Annotated in this window: 8 protein-coding genes, 1 tRNA gene and 3 rRNA genes; 10 read left to right on the forward strand and 2 right to left on the reverse strand. The window is 41.9% G+C overall.

What is annotated here, in order from left to right:
- Positions 1–455 precede the first annotated feature (455 nt).
- The 4 genes from AB2N10_RS00005 to rrf all read left to right on the forward strand — a co-directional run bounded on the left by AB2N10_RS00005 (position 456) and on the right by rrf (position 5,943).
- Positions 456–2,000 (forward strand): 16S ribosomal RNA (locus AB2N10_RS00005).
- Positions 2,001–2,142: 142 nt separating this feature from the next.
- Positions 2,143–2,218: transfer RNA gene (locus AB2N10_RS00010), tRNA-Glu, on the forward strand.
- A gap of 530 nt (positions 2,219–2,748) precedes the next feature.
- A 23S ribosomal RNA gene (locus AB2N10_RS00015) occupies positions 2,749–5,637 on the forward strand.
- 190 nt (positions 5,638–5,827) lie between these two features.
- Positions 5,828–5,943, forward strand: a 5S ribosomal RNA gene (gene rrf, locus AB2N10_RS00020).
- The 16S, 23S and 5S rRNA genes sit together here with 1 tRNA gene alongside, the layout of an rRNA operon.
- 202 nt (positions 5,944–6,145) lie before the next feature.
- Here rrf and AB2N10_RS00025 read toward each other — a convergent pair.
- Positions 6,146–7,072: a guanosine pentaphosphatase gene (locus AB2N10_RS00025; RefSeq protein WP_354622562.1), complete on the reverse strand. Its 927-nt coding sequence runs from the start codon at positions 7,070–7,072 to the stop codon at positions 6,146–6,148.
- A gap of 4 nt (positions 7,073–7,076) precedes the next feature.
- Complete coding sequence (gene rhlB, locus AB2N10_RS00030) at positions 7,077–8,333, reverse strand: ATP-dependent RNA helicase RhlB (protein ID WP_369434131.1); 1,257 nt, start codon at positions 8,331–8,333, stop codon at positions 7,077–7,079.
- Between the two features lie 128 nt (positions 8,334–8,461).
- On the opposite strand from rhlB, the gene trxA reads away from it, so the two are divergent.
- The 6 genes from trxA (at position 8,462) to AB2N10_RS00060 (ending at position 15,096) form a co-directional block, all read left to right on the forward strand.
- Entirely contained in the window at positions 8,462–8,788 is a 327-nt protein-coding gene (gene trxA / locus AB2N10_RS00035; RefSeq protein WP_369434132.1) for a thioredoxin TrxA, read from the forward strand.
- 151 nt (positions 8,789–8,939) lie between these two features.
- On the forward strand, positions 8,940–10,208 hold the full coding sequence (gene rho, locus AB2N10_RS00040; RefSeq protein ID WP_354622565.1) for a transcription termination factor Rho: 1,269 nt from the start codon (positions 8,940–8,942) through the stop codon (positions 10,206–10,208).
- An 84-nt stretch (positions 10,209–10,292) separates the two neighbouring features.
- Positions 10,293–11,762, forward strand: coding sequence for a 4-hydroxy-3-polyprenylbenzoate decarboxylase (gene ubiD, locus AB2N10_RS00045; protein WP_354622566.1), 1,470 nt, complete (start codon positions 10,293–10,295; stop codon positions 11,760–11,762).
- A gap of 57 nt (positions 11,763–11,819) precedes the next feature.
- Positions 11,820–12,515 carry an NAD(P)H-flavin reductase gene (gene fre / locus AB2N10_RS00050; protein WP_354622567.1) on the forward strand — a complete coding sequence of 232 codons (696 nt, stop codon included), beginning with the start codon at positions 11,820–11,822 and terminating at the stop codon, positions 12,513–12,515.
- Positions 12,516–12,610: 95 nt separating this feature from the next.
- Positions 12,611–13,834: an HDOD domain-containing protein gene (locus tag AB2N10_RS00055; RefSeq protein WP_369434133.1), complete on the forward strand. Its 1,224-nt coding sequence runs from the start codon at positions 12,611–12,613 to the stop codon at positions 13,832–13,834.
- 152 nt (positions 13,835–13,986) lie between these two features.
- Positions 13,987–15,096, forward strand: a complete 1,110-nt coding sequence (locus AB2N10_RS00060) for a 1-acyl-sn-glycerol-3-phosphate acyltransferase (protein WP_354622569.1) — start codon at positions 13,987–13,989, stop codon at positions 15,094–15,096.
- The last annotated feature ends 108 nt before the right edge of the window (positions 15,097–15,204 follow it).

Raw genomic sequence — 15,204 nt, forward strand, 5'->3', positions numbered from 1 at the left:
CGCATCCACGGAAACGGGCTGGCTACTGTGCCAACACTGAATCCTAGAACAATCCAAGATGCTTTTTAATGACTCGTAGAGTTGATTGAAAAGAAATTAAAATCTTGACATTGTTTGCAGGTAGCGTAATATGCGCACCTCGCCGCAAGGCACGCTCTTTAACAATTTAATCAAACAATCTGTGTGGGCACTTATTGTTGATGTGATTTCAAATAATCAAAAAGTAACGCTTCTGCTTGCAGAAAGTTACACCTAACTTGTTTAGGTAACATCAATAGAAGTGACACACGAATTAATTCATTTACATTGAAAGATTTATCTTTCAATGATTAACAGGCCAAATATTTATATTTGGTGATTAATTCAGAATAACAAGTACTTCGGTACTTAGTTTTAGTCAGTAATATTGAGCTTGGTTAAATTCTACTTCGTAGAAAATAACCTAATTAAACTTTAAATTGAAGAGTTTGATCATGGCTCAGATTGAACGCTGGCGGCAGGCTTAACACATGCAAGTCGAACGGTAACAGAGAATAGCTTGCTATTTTGCTGACGAGTGGCGGACGGGTGAGTAATGCTTGGGAATTTACCTTGTTGTGGGGGACAACAGTTGGAAACGACTGCTAATACCGCATAATGTCTTTTGACCAAAGGTGGCCTCTATTTATAAGCTATCGCGACAAGATGAGCCCAAGTGGGATTAGCTAGTTGGTAGGGTAAAGGCCTACCAAGGCGACGATCCCTAGCTGGTCTTAGAGGATGACCAGCCACACTGGAACTGAGACACGGTCCAGACTCCTACGGGAGGCAGCAGTGGGGAATATTGCACAATGGGGGAAACCCTGATGCAGCCATGCCGCGTGTGTGAAGAAGGCTTTCGGGTTGTAAAGCACTTTCAGCGAGGAGGAAAGGGTGCAGGTTAATACCCTGTATCTGTGACGTTACTCGCAGAAGAAGCACCGGCTAACTCCGTGCCAGCAGCCGCGGTAATACGGAGGGTGCGAGCGTTAATCGGAATTACTGGGCGTAAAGCGCGCGTAGGTGGTTAATTAAGTCAGATGTGAAAGCCCAGGGCTCAACCTTGGAACTGCATTTGAAACTGGTTAACTAGAGTTTTGTAGAGGGTGGTAGAATTTCAGGTGTAGCGGTGAAATGCGTAGAGATCTGAAGGAATACCAGTGGCGAAGGCGGCCACCTGGACAGAGACTGACACTGAGGCGCGAAGGCGTGGGGAGCAAACGGGATTAGATACCCCGGTAGTCCACGCAGTAAACGATGTCTATTAGAAGTTTGTGGCTATATGCCGTGGGTTTCAAAGCTAACGCATTAAATAGACCGCCTGGGGAGTACGGCCGCAAGGTTAAAACTCAAATGAATTGACGGGGGCCCGCACAAGCGGTGGAGCATGTGGTTTAATTCGATGCAACGCGAAGAACCTTACCATCCCTTGACATCCAGAGAATCACCAAGAGATTGATGAGTGCCTTCGGGAGCTCTGAGACAGGTGCTGCATGGCTGTCGTCAGCTCGTGTTGTGAAATGTTGGGTTAAGTCCCGCAACGAGCGCAACCCCTATCCTTATTTGCCAGCGGGTCATGCCGGGAACTCTAGGGAGACTGCCGGTGATAAACCGGAGGAAGGTGGGGACGACGTCAAGTCATCATGGCCCTTACGGGATGGGCTACACACGTGCTACAATGGCAAATACAAAGGGTTGCTAACCTGCGAGGGTATGCGAATCTCATAAAGTTTGTCGTAGTCCGGATCGGAGTCTGCAACTCGACTCCGTGAAGTTGGAATCGCTAGTAATCGTGGATCAGAATGCCACGGTGAATACGTTCCCGGGCCTTGTACACACCGCCCGTCACACCATGGGAGTGGGCTGCACCAGAAGTCATTAGCTTAACCTTCGGGATGGCGATGACCACGGTGTGGTTCATGACTGGGGTGAAGTCGTAACAAGGTAGCCCTAGGGGAACCTGGGGCTGGATCACCTCCTTACGTAAAGAAACACATTAACGAGCCTTTCGGTGAATTTGCTTAGGCAAATAAACCTACCGGCCACGCTAATTTGCTTAGGCAAATTACGTGTTAGTGTTCACACAGATTGTTTGATTAGACTGAAGAAGTGCAGAAGTTCTATGTCCCCATCGTCTAGAGGCCTAGGACACCGCCCTTTCACGGCGGTAACAGGGGTTCAAATCCCCTTGGGGATACCACCTACACTACGATAAAAAAAGATACTTAATCTTTTTTTACTGTTCTTTGTGAAACCAAAAGAATCACTTTATAAATGTTCTCTTTAGAATGCTTATAAAGTGTCTTTCTTTGAAATATAAGTAACACTGCTCTTTAACAATTAGGAAAGCTGATAAAGTTCTGTTTGAACGTATCGATATTAATATCAATATGTTTAAACGAAACGAAATTGTTCTCAATGATTAGAATTTATTCTAGTTATTGTAATCAAGCAAAAATAAAAAGTTCATTTTTCACGTAGTGAAATGTGAACAGTACGTATCTACTCAATCATATGATTGATAGGTGCACGAAAAACGAATGTTGTTTTTTGTATTGTAAAATATGAGAAATCGCAAGCGTCTTGGAAACGACATACAAAACAAAAATCAGTATTAAGTAGTGATGCCAAATGGTGTTGCCCACTCAGACATTGACAAAAAGACGTTAATCTCTTGTTGGGAACAACACCTAAAACGCGTCACTGCGTGACACTTTTTAGGTGTTGTATGGTTAAGTGAATAAGCGTGCACGGTGGATGCCTAGGCAATTAGAGGCGATGAAGGACGTGGTAATCTGCGATAAGTCCAGGGGAGTTGATAACAAGCGTTATATCCTGGAATTTCCGAATGGGGCAACCCGGCACTTAGTGTCATCGTTAAGTGAATACATAGCTTAACGAAGCGAACGAGGGGAACTGAAACATCTAAGTACCCTTAGGAAAAGAAATCAACCGAGATTCCGAAAGTAGCGGCGAGCGAAATTGGAACAGCCCTTAAGCTGTTTAGAAGTTAGTAGAATGGTCTGGAAAGTCCGACGATACAGGGTGATAGTCCCGTATATGACAACTTCTTTGCAGTGAAAACGAGTAAGACGGGACACGAGAAATCCTGTTTGAATATGGGGGGACCATCCTCCAAGGCTAAATACTCCTAATTGACCGATAGTGAACCAGTACCGTGAGGGAAAGGCGAAAAGAACCCCTGTGAGGGGAGTGAAATAGAACCTGAAACCGTGTACGTACAAGCAGTAGGAGCCGACTTAGTTCGGTGACTGCGTACCTTTTGTATAATGGGTCAACGACTTAATTTCAGTAGCAAGGTTAACCGTATAGGGGAGCCGTAGGGAAACCGAGTCTTAACTGGGCGAATAGTTGCTGGGATTAGACCCGAAACTTGGTGATCTAGCCATGAGCAGGTTGAAGGTTGAGTAACATCAACTGGAGGACCGAACCCACTAATGTTGAAAAATTAGGGGATGACTTGTGGCTGGGGGTGAAAGGCCAATCAAACCAAGAGATAGCTGGTTCTCCTCGAAAGCTATTTAGGTAGCGCCTCGTGTATCACTGTTGGGGGTAGAGCACTGTTTGGGCTAGGGGGTCATCCCGACTTACCAACCCCATGCAAACTCCGAATACCAACAAGTGCAATCACGGGAGACACACGGCGGGTGCTAACGTCCGTCGTGGAAAGGGAAACAACCCAGACCGCCAGCTAAGGTCCCAAAGTATATGTTAAGTGGGAAACGATGTGGGAAGGCTTAGACAGCTAGGAAGTTGGCTTAGAAGCAGCCATCTTTTAAAGAAAGCGTAATAGCTCACTAGTCGAGTCGGCCTGCGCGGAAGATTTAACGGGGCTAAACATATCACCGAAGCTGCGGATGCTTATTTATAAGCATGGTAGAGGAGCGTTCTGTAAGCCGTCGAAGGGAAAGCTGTAAGGCATCCTGGAGGTATCAGAAGTGCGAATGTTGACATGAGTAACGATAAGGGGGGTGAAAAACCTCCCCGCCGGAAGACCAAGGGTTCCTGTCCAACGTTAATCGGGGCAGGGTGAGTCGACCCCTAAGGCGAGGCCGAAAGGCGTAGTCGATGGGAAACGGGTTAATATTCCCGTACCCTTATATTTTGCGATGGGAGGACGGAGAAGGCTAGGTGGGCCTGGCGATGGTTGTCCAGGTTCAAGTATGTAGGTGGAAGACTTAGGTAAATCCGGGTTTTCTTAACACTGAGATACGATGTCGAGTCACTAAGGTGATGAAGTCATTGATGCCATGCTTCCAGGAAAAGTCTCTAAGCTTCAGAAATATAAGGATCGTACCCCAAACCGACACAGGTGGTCAGGTAGAGAATACCAAGGCGCTTGAGAGAACTCGGGTGAAGGAACTAGGCAAAATGGTACCGTAACTTCGGGAGAAGGTACGCCGCTGACGGTGAAGTCCCTTGCGGATGGAGCTATTGGCGGCCGAAGATACCAGATGGCTGCAACTGTTTATTAAAAACACAGCACTGTGCTAAATCGCAAGATGACGTATACGGTGTGACGCCTGCCCGGTGCCGGAAGGTTAATTGATGGGGTTAGACTTAGGTCGAAGCTCTTGATCGAAGCCCCGGTAAACGGCGGCCGTAACTATAACGGTCCTAAGGTAGCGAAATTCCTTGTCGGGTAAGTTCCGACCTGCACGAATGGCGTAATGATGGCCATGCTGTCTCCACCCGAGACTCAGTGAAGTTGAAATCGCTGTGAAGATGCAGTGTACCCGCGGCTAGACGGAAAGACCCCGTGAACCTTTACTACAGCTTAGCAGTGAACTTAGAGCCTACATGTGTAGGATAGGTGGGAGGCTATGAAGCGTTGTCGCCAGATGACGTGGAGCCGACCTTGAAATACCACCCTTGTATGTTTTGAGTTCTAACCATGGCCCCTGAATCGGGGTTTGGGACATTGTTTGGTGGGTAGTTTGACTGGGGCGGTCTCCTCCCAAAGAGTAACGGAGGAGTACGAAGGTTGGCTAATCACGGTCGGACATCGTGAGGTTAGTACAATGGTATAAGCCAGCTTAACTGCGAGACAGACACGTCGAGCAGGTACGAAAGTAGGTCATAGTGATCCGGTGGTTCTGAATGGAAGGGCCATCGCTCAACGGATAAAAGGTACTCCGGGGATAACAGGCTGATACCGCCCAAGAGTTCATATCGACGGCGGTGTTTGGCACCTCGATGTCGGCTCATCACATCCTGGGGCTGAAGTCGGTCCCAAGGGTATGGCTGTTCGCCATTTAAAGTGGTACGCGAGCTGGGTTTAGAACGTCGTGAGACAGTTCGGTCCCTATCTGCCGTGGGCGTTTGAGAATTGAGAGGAGCTGCTCCTAGTACGAGAGGACCGGAGTGGACGAACCGCTGGTGTTTGGGTTGTCATGCCAATGGCATTGCCCAGTAGCTACGTTCGGAATCGATAACCGCTGAAAGCATCTAAGCGGGAAGCGAGCCTCAAGATGAGTTCTCACTGGGACTTTAAGTCCCCTAAAGGGCCGTTGGAGACTACAACGTTGATAGGCAAGGTGTGTAAGTGCGGTAACGTATTGAGCTAACTTGTACTAATTACCCGTGAGGCTTAACCATACAACACCTAAAGGGTGTTGGTTTTACCAAGACGAGAGTGTGATCTCTATAAACTAGCAATGCTTGCGAAGCATATTTTACAAGATTGATTAAACGAACAATAAGTAAATTATAACGTAATTTACAGTTTCGTACTGTTTAACGAAGTTAAATAGTGGAAACAGATTAGCTTTTCTAATTAACTTTTTAGCTTGGCGAACATAGCGCTGTGGTCCCACCTGATCCCATTCCGAACTCAGAAGTGAAACGCAGCTGCGCCGATGGTAGTGTGGGGTCTCCCCATGTGAGAGTAGGTCATCGCCAAGCGCCTAATAAACGAAAAATCCCTGTTGACGATGTCAGCAGGGATTTTTTCATTTTAGGGTACTGACGACGATGACCTGCTCGAGAGTAGGGCGAGTATCGCGACAGCAATGTGTCACGAGCTGAGGAGCTCTGCATAAAGTGCCGCCATGCAGTGCAGGGCAAGTTTGTGTATGCTCGTCACTAGTAGAGTAGAGAGGGGAATTTAAATTTTAAATGGGCTGGTTGTTTTATCACTAAAAATAATGCTTATTAAACCTTCTCTTAGTGCGCCTTGGGACGGTTTTAGTTGTTGGATATTGAAAGCTTCAAATATAGCGATAAGTATAGATAAACCGCTCGCAAAAACGGGTATGCGAGATGCTTCTAGCCCTACAATTTGTAATTTATCTATGCTTTCACAGGCAATACACATCTGTTTTACTTTATTTAATAGCGGCAGTGTTAATGTACTACCTAACTGCTGAGCGGTGTTGATTTCCTGCAAGGCTTGAATAGTGCCTGATGCTCCCATTGCTAGATTCCAGCCCTGTTGTGTATAGCTTTCTATCGTTGGTTGTAAAACCACGTTAGCCATCGCGATGGCATGATTGAAATTTTCATTATTGAGTTTGTTGTCTGAAAAGTAATTAGCAAGCCAAGTAACGCAACCCATAGAGAGACTTTGTGCGACGATAATATTTTCACCTTTGCCAATGACTAACTCGGTACTTGCTCCACCTATATCAATAATGAGTAGCTGTTCATCAGTTCTTTCGGTAAAGGCAACACCACGGTAAATGGTTTCGGCTTCTTCAATGCCGGAAATTAGGTTTACAGGATGGGCTAATATACTTTCGGCTTGTGTTATAAAAATATCTCTATTATTAGCCAGTCGGAGTGCTGCAGTCGCTGTGATTATTAATTTTAACGGCTTTATATCGTTTAATACTTCTTTAAAGTAGCGTAAACAAGCTAAACCATTTTCTATCGTTTCAATATTTAAATTATGCTGCGCATCTAATCCTGATGCGAGCCTAACTTTTCTTTTATGTTTAGCCAATACGTTAAAACCATCATCTGTTTTTTCAACTGTTAGCATGTGGAAGCTATTGGAGCCAAGATCGATGATGGTATAACGGTTGTTTTGCATAATGTTAACGCTTGTGGTTGCGATGGTAATTGTCATTACGTTTATTCGGATGCGCTTTGTATTTAGTCACCTTCATAATAGGTAAGGAGTCAAGCAGCGCATCTTTATCATATTCACTGACCGGAATGGAGTGTTTAATATATTCCTCAATGGCAGGCAGATTGAATACATATTTTTCACAGGCCAAGCTGATCGCTAAACCTTTTTCGCCTGCGCGACCTGTTCGACCGATGCGATGTACATAATCTTCGCAATCATCGGGTAGGTCATAATTAAATACATGTGATACTTTAGGTATGTGTAAACCGCGAGCCGCGACATCTGTGGCGATAAGAAAGTCAATTTCACCTTTAGTAAATTGCTCTAAAATCTTAATGCGTTTATTTTGTGGTACATCACCCGTTAACAAACCAGCACGTAAACCATCTCCTGCTAGGTATCCCCAGACTTTTTCGCAGGTATGTTTTGTATTGGCAAAAACAATGGCTTTATCTGGCCACTCATCTTCTATTAATGTTAATAGCAGTAACATTTTATCTTCGTTAGAAGGATAAAATAACTCTTCTTGAATATTGGCAGATGTCATGACCTCTGGTTCGATTTGAATATGTTCAGGGTCATTCATGTGCTCAAAAGCGAGCTCTTGTACTTTATGCGACAAAGTTGCAGAAAAGAGCATATTTAAACGACTATTTGCTTCCGGCATACGTCTAAATAAGTAACGAATATCTTTGATAAAGCCAAGGTCAAACATACGATCAGCTTCATCCAAGACCACACTTTGGATTGATCCTAGGTCAACAACGCCTTGTTTAACAAAATCAATAATCCGTCCTGTTGTGCCAATTAATATATCAACACCTTTTTCTAGTTTAGTGTGTTGAATTTCTACTTTCTCGCCCCCATATGCTAAACCAAGGCGTAAGTTGGATGCTTTTGCTAATATTAGGGCATCTTTATGAATTTGAATTGCAAGCTCACGCGTCGGCGCTAAAATAATAGCCCGAGGTTGATTCTTACGGCGATTTTCAGGTTGTGCATCGCTTAACAAGTGATGAAATACTGCAGGTAAAAACGCCAGCGTTTTACCTGTACCTGTCTGGGCTTGCCCTGCTATATCCTTCCCGGTGAGGGTGATTGGCAGTGATAAAGCTTGTATAGGTGTGCAGTATTCGTAGCCTTGTGATGCTAAAGCTGAAATTAGACTATCCTGAAGAGGAAGGTCTGCAAATTTTATTTGAGTTAAGTGTGTTTTATTCATTTGCAAATGATAACAGTTTATACTTGCAATAAGTATTGAGATCGATTCAAATATCTAAAATTAATTTTTATTATGTTCCATGTTATAGTATTTATATACTTATTAGGCAATAGTTTCTGGAGAGAAATATGAGCGACAGTATCGTAACGTTAAGTGATGCAAGTTTTGAACAAGATGTAGTGAATGCAGAAGGGCCTGTTTTAGTCGATTTTTGGGCTGAATGGTGTGGGCCTTGTAAAATGATTGCCCCTATTCTTAGTGAAGTTGCCGTTGAATATGCAGGTAAAGTAACTATTGGTAAACTAAATATCGATCAAAATAGTGCTACACCACCAAAATTTGGTATCAGAGGTATCCCTACTCTATTACTATTTAAAGATGGAAAAGTTGCTGCAACTAAAGTTGGTGCCCTTTCTAAAGCACAGCTTGTTGAATTTTTAGACGCAAATATCTAAAAAATTAACTTCAGATTGGATAAGTTGTGATCTACAACACGTCCAATCTGGACTAATATTATTTTTAATGCTATCTTATGCTCAAAATGCGAGCAATTATTTCTATAGTTCAATCATCCACTTACCTCAAATCTGATTATCAATATAAATTATGAATTTAACCGAACTAAAACTAACACCTGTTTCTGAACTTGTTAAACTTGGCGAATCAATGGGGCTTGAAAGCTTAGCTCGCTTAAGAAAACAAGATATAATTTTTGCAATTCTAAAAGCTCACGCTAAAAGTGGCGAAGATATTTTCGGTGCAGGTGTACTTGAAATATTACAAGATGGCTTTGGTTTCTTGCGAAGTTCTGATAGTTCTTACCTGGCTGGTCCTGATGATATTTATATATCACCAAGCCAAATACGCCGATTTAATCTGCGTACAGGGGATAGTGTTGAAGGGAAGATTAGACCTCCTAAGGATGGCGAACGATATTTCGCGTTATTGAAAATAATCGAAGTTAACTTTAACAAACCTGAAAACTCCCGCAATAAAATCCTTTTTGAAAACTTAACACCAATTCATCCCGATGAGCGTTTCCGTTTAGAAAACGGTAATGGTAGCACAGAAGATATTACTGCTCGAATTTTGGATTTAGTCTCTCCGATTGGTAAAGGGCAGCGTGGTTTGATTGTAGCCCCACCTAAAGCGGGTAAAACAATGTTATTGCAGAATATTGCTCAGAGTTTGAGTCTTAATTTTCCTGACTCAGTACTTATTGTTTTACTAATAGATGAGCGTCCTGAAGAGGTAACTGAGATGCGCCGTCTAGTTCGCGGAGAAGTCGTTGCATCTACATTTGATGAGCCAGCAAGCCGTCACGTTCAAGTTGCTGAAATGGTCATTGAAAAAGCCAAACGTTTAGTTGAACATAAAAAAGATGTGGTCATTTTATTAGATTCGATTACGCGTTTAGCACGAGCTTATAATACGGTTGTGCCGAGTTCGGGTAAAGTATTGACTGGTGGTGTTGATGCAAATGCACTGCAACGTCCTAAGCGTTTCTTTGGTGCTGCACGTAACGTAGAAGAGGGTGGAAGTTTAACGATTCTTGCTACAGCTTTGATCGATACTGGCTCGAAAATGGATGAAGTAATTTATGAAGAGTTTAAAGGTACGGGTAACTCTGAAATTCATTTAAATCGTAAGTTAGCTGAAAAACGTGTCTATCCTGCAATTGATATTACTCGTTCAGGGACTCGACGCGAAGAGTTACTAACTGAATCTGGTGAGCTACAAAGAATGTGGATTTTACGTAAAATCGTTCATCCAATGGGTGAAGTTGGTGCAACTGAGTTCTTAATTGATAAACTCGGCTTAAGTAAAACCAATGACGATTTCTTTGATGCGATGAAAAATCAGAAATCTAAATAAATAGTTGGGTCATACCAAATAGAGAATAGAACGCTACTTTGGTAGCGTTTTTTTTTGATCTTTAAATAAATAAGTTAGGTTGCTATGAAATTTGATGATTTACGGGACTTTATTGCACAACTTGAAGAAAAGGGGCTTTTGAAACGTATTAGCCAAGAAATTGATCCGCATTTGGAAATGACGGAAATTTCTGACCGTACTTTGCGGGCAGGAGGACCCGCTCTCTTATTTGAAAACCCTAAAGGTTATGACACCCCCGTATTAACCAATTTATTTGGTACGACACAGCGCGTTGCATTGGCGATGGGGAAAGATGATGTTGCGGCTTTAAAAGAAGTGGGGCAATGGCTTGCCTACTTAAAAGAACCTGAGCCACCGAAGGGAATTAAGTCTTTGTTGGAAAGTTTGCCCATATTCAAACAAGTATTGAATATGCCGACAAAACGGGTGCGTAAACCCGCTTGCCAACAGATAATTATGCAGGGTGATGAGGTTGATTTGACCAAGCTGCCAGTGATGACCTGTTGGCCTGGTGATGTTGCTCCTTTAATTACTTGGGGATTAACTATTACCCAAGGTCCCTATAAAAAACGTCAAAACTTAGGTATTTATCGTCAACAATTGCTGGGTAAAAATAAAATGATCATGCGCTGGCTATCTCACCGAGGTGGGGCGATTGATTATCGTGAGTGGCAAGAAGCCAATCCCGGTAAGCCTTTTCCAGTCTCTGTGGCGTTAGGGGCAGATCCTGCGACCATTTTGGGGGCTGTGACTCCTATCCCCGATACGCTTTCTGAGTATGCTTTTGCAGGCTTGCTGCGTGGCTCTCGAACCAAAGTGGCAAAAAGCATCAGTAATAATTTAGATGTGCCTGCCACCGCTGAAATCATACTCGAAGGCTATTTACAGCCCGGAGAGGAAGCGCCCGAGGGACCCTATGGCGATCACACGGGTTACTATAATGAAGTCGATGATTTTCAAGTCATGACAGTGACCCATGTAACGCAACGAGAAAATCCCATTTATCATAGCACCTATACCGGGCGTCCACCCGATGAACCCGCTATATTAGGCGTCGCACTCAATGAAGTATTTGTGCCTATTTTACAAAAACAATTTCCAGAGATTGTCGATTTTTATCTTCCTCCTGAAGGTTGTTCCTATCGAATGGCGGTTGTTTCAATCAAAAAACGTTACCTGGGACACGCAAAGCGAGTGATGTTAGGCATTTGGTCATTCTTACGCCAGTTTATGTACACCAAATTCATTATTGTCTGTGATGATGATGTCAATGTACGTGATTGGAACGATGTGATTTGGGCTATTACTACGCGTATGGATCCAGCAAGAGACAGTACGATTATCGACAATACTCCCATCGATTATCTCGATTTTGCATCACCCGTGTCAGGGCTTGGTTCAAAAATGGGGTTGGATGCCACCAATAAATGGGCGGGAGAAACTGAACGAGAGTGGGGAGTTCCTATTGTTATGGATAAGGATGTAAAACAAAAAATAGATAAGCTCTGGCAAGAGTTGGATATCCTGTCATAATTGGGAATGTTATTTTTTTGTTAAATGAATTTTCACCTAATAGAATAAGAGAACTCAATGCAACCTGTTACTTGTAAAATAAATACCATCGAAAAACTCAATGACTTTTTATACCGTATATTTTTAACTCCGGAGAAAAATACCCCCTACAAAGCAGGGCAATATATATCCATCATAATGGGAGAAGGGGACAAACGTCACTTTTCCATTGCCAATGCGCCACTAAGTAATACTATTGAGCTCCACATAGGCGCAACACCAGAGAATAGCTATGCGATGCAAGTTATTGATAAAATGAAACTCGATGGTGAAATTGAAGCTGAAATTGGTAATGGAGACGCTTATCTACGCGAAGAGTCGAAAAGACCTATTATTTTAATGGCAGGGGGGACAGGGTTTTCCTATGTAAAATCACTATTAGAACAAATAGTTGCATTGCAATTAGCTAACCCAGTTTATCTCTATTGGGGGGTTAAGGAATACGCACATTTTTATTTCGAAACTGAAGCTGCTGAGTGGGCAAAAATGCACAATAATATTCACTTTAATCCGGTCATTGAATTACCAGAGAGTGAATGGCTCGGACGTCAAGGATACGTGCATCAGGCTGTGTTAGAAGAGTTTCCTGATCTAAGTTCTTTTGATATTTATATTGTAGGCCGTTTTGAAATGGCTAAAGTGGCCCGCGAAGATTTTCTCGCTCAGGGAGCGGTTGCAGAGCATATCTTTGGTGATGCCTTTGCCTTTATGTGAGGCATCATCTAATAAATTAGTTTTTAAGGATGTTAAGTATTACCTTAATTGCCATTGATTTTTTGTTATCATGGCAAATCATCCGATCAATTCATATGAATAAAGAACACGACCAATTTATGACGGCAAACAGATCACAAAAAGAGGAACATACTTTAGCTGAATCAATTGATATTTTATTTCTGCGGTTTTTAGTGGGGAAAAATAAAATAGCTAACGAAGAAAGCTATAATGATGGCTTATCAGAAAGTGAACTCGATGAGCAATGCACACCGGGTGCTGCCGATGGTTGGAATAAACGTATATTGTTAGATGTTGAAAAACAGCGAGTTAAACGTGTTGAGGCTGATAAAGCGATTAAAGAGAAGCGTAATGCCGTATTGATGCATCTCTTTCAGAAAACGCTTTTAACGGCTATTCAAAATAGATTAAGTCACCATGATGAAGTTATTACCCATCAGCTACAGTTACGAGAAAGTACCCTTGAATTATTAAAAAAATTGCTGTCGAGTGAGCCTCGTTATTCAATTTTAGCGAGTTTATTAGAATTAAATATAAGCACGCGTAATCATTTAATCTCATTGGTTTGTAGTTCTGATTTCATGGAATCATTAGGGCGAGATGCACGCAATGTCCGTGATATACAAGCCGCTATCGGTTTAATCGGTATTGATGTTTTACGCTATCTTATTCCTGCTATTATTTTTAAATATACAATTAGCAATAACGGCTTACATAATGTTTTATTTACCAAAAAATTATGGCGTTACGAATTAACCCTAGGGCAAGCTTGTACAGCTTTAATGAAAGAGAGTGATTATCGCCGCCCCCATGAAGGTATGTTGTTATCGGCAATGGTCAACTTTGCCTATGTTGCTGCTTATAAACAATACCAAATTTCATTTGAAACTGTACGGGTTGCTTGTTTGGATCAAGCGCGGGATAAAGGAGAAAAGGAGCAACATGATTTCTTCTTTGATTTGCAAACAGACCCTGCAACCTTACAACAATTATTGGTGTCACAGGCAAAATTAGCATTAAGTCTTAGCCTATCAGAAACGTTATTTAGTAAAGATTTTCCTCATCTTGTTAACGCGCTTCGAGAGCAAGTTGAGTGCGTCGAATTTACCGAAATGAGTAGTGTGGGGAAAATATTATTTAAAGCATTGCGTTTTGCAAAATATGATCAATTACGAACGGTGCGTTTATTTAAAGCGGAATGGTTAGATGATTATTTGCAAGCGTCACATATTTCGTCAGACACCTATAAAAATTTAGTACGGCAAGAGCTCTTTCGTTTTAAAACTAATTGGTCATAATAATGCGTGGTGTTGAAATTTACTGCTTTGTTTCTTAGCTGATCATGATTTATTACCCTTTTATATTGATATTAGTGGTTTTTATCAATTAAACTCGCTGCGACTTTTAAAAGAAGGTAGAATGCGCCTTCAATTTTATAGAGAGTGAAAAAATGGTTACCTCATCAGATATGTTCAGTGATATTCGCCCTTATAATGACGATGAAATTCAAGCTGCTATTCAGCGTGTTATAAATGACAATGAGTTTCTTGATGCGATAATTAGTTTTCGTTTTGCTAACCTAGCAAAATTTTTTGGCTTTTTGTTAAAGCCTCTTTTAAAGCGCTATATTTCCTATAAATGGGGCGCTATTAATAGTATTGATGAGTTACAACGAATCGTTGGTGTCTATGTACAGCATATGATTGATTCCACAACGACTCAATTTACCTATTCAGGTTTAGAGCATTTAGATCCAAGCAAAAATTACCTTTTTGTCTCAAATCATCGCGATATTGCAATGGATCCTTGTTTTGTTAATTGGGCGCTATTTACTGAAAATTTCAAAACTGTGCGTATCGCCATTGGTGATAATCTCTTAAAAAAATCCTATGTCTCAGATATTATGCGCATGAATAAAAGCTTTATTGTTAAGCGCTCTGTCTCGGGTGTACGAGAAATGATGAAATCACTATCACATTTATCGGCTTATATTTTTAGCTCATTACAAGAAGAGAGTAGCATTTGGATTGCGCAGCGTGAAGGGCGTGCGAAAGATGGTTTTGATAAAACAGAGCCCGCCATTGTGAAAATGTTTTATGTAAATGGCAAGAAAAGCGGTATTACTTTTACTGACTATATTAAACAACTAAATATTGTTCCCGTTGCTGTATCCTATGAATATGACCCCTGTGATCAACAAAAAGCGCAAGAATTGCACGATAAATCCGTCAAGGGCGAGTATCAAAAAACACAATTTGAGGACATAGAAAGTATTGTTCGTGGTATTGTCGGCAAAAAGGGGCGAGTGCATGTTGCCTTTGGTAAACCGTTAAGTGGGGATTTTAACGATGCGGATCAAGTAGCAGAAGCGATAGATACGCAAATATATCAAAATTATTACCTACATCCTTCGAATTATATTGCAGCCGATGATGAATTACAGGCTGTTACTGCGGAAGATAGAGAGGCATTTGCAAAACATATGGCGTTGATCAAGCCTGAGCTGCACGATATAGTTTTAAAGATGTATGCAAACCCTGTTTATAACCATATCGCATAATAAACAGACTAATTCGCCACTACTTTAATTTGTTATGCACATAATTTTTTTAAAATTATGTGCATTTTTTGTCATATAAGCATTTTATCTTCATGAAACTAAAGTGAT

It is taken from the genome of Psychromonas sp. MME1, from assembly GCF_041080865.1.
GTDB lineage: Bacteria > Pseudomonadota > Gammaproteobacteria > Enterobacterales > Psychromonadaceae > Psychromonas.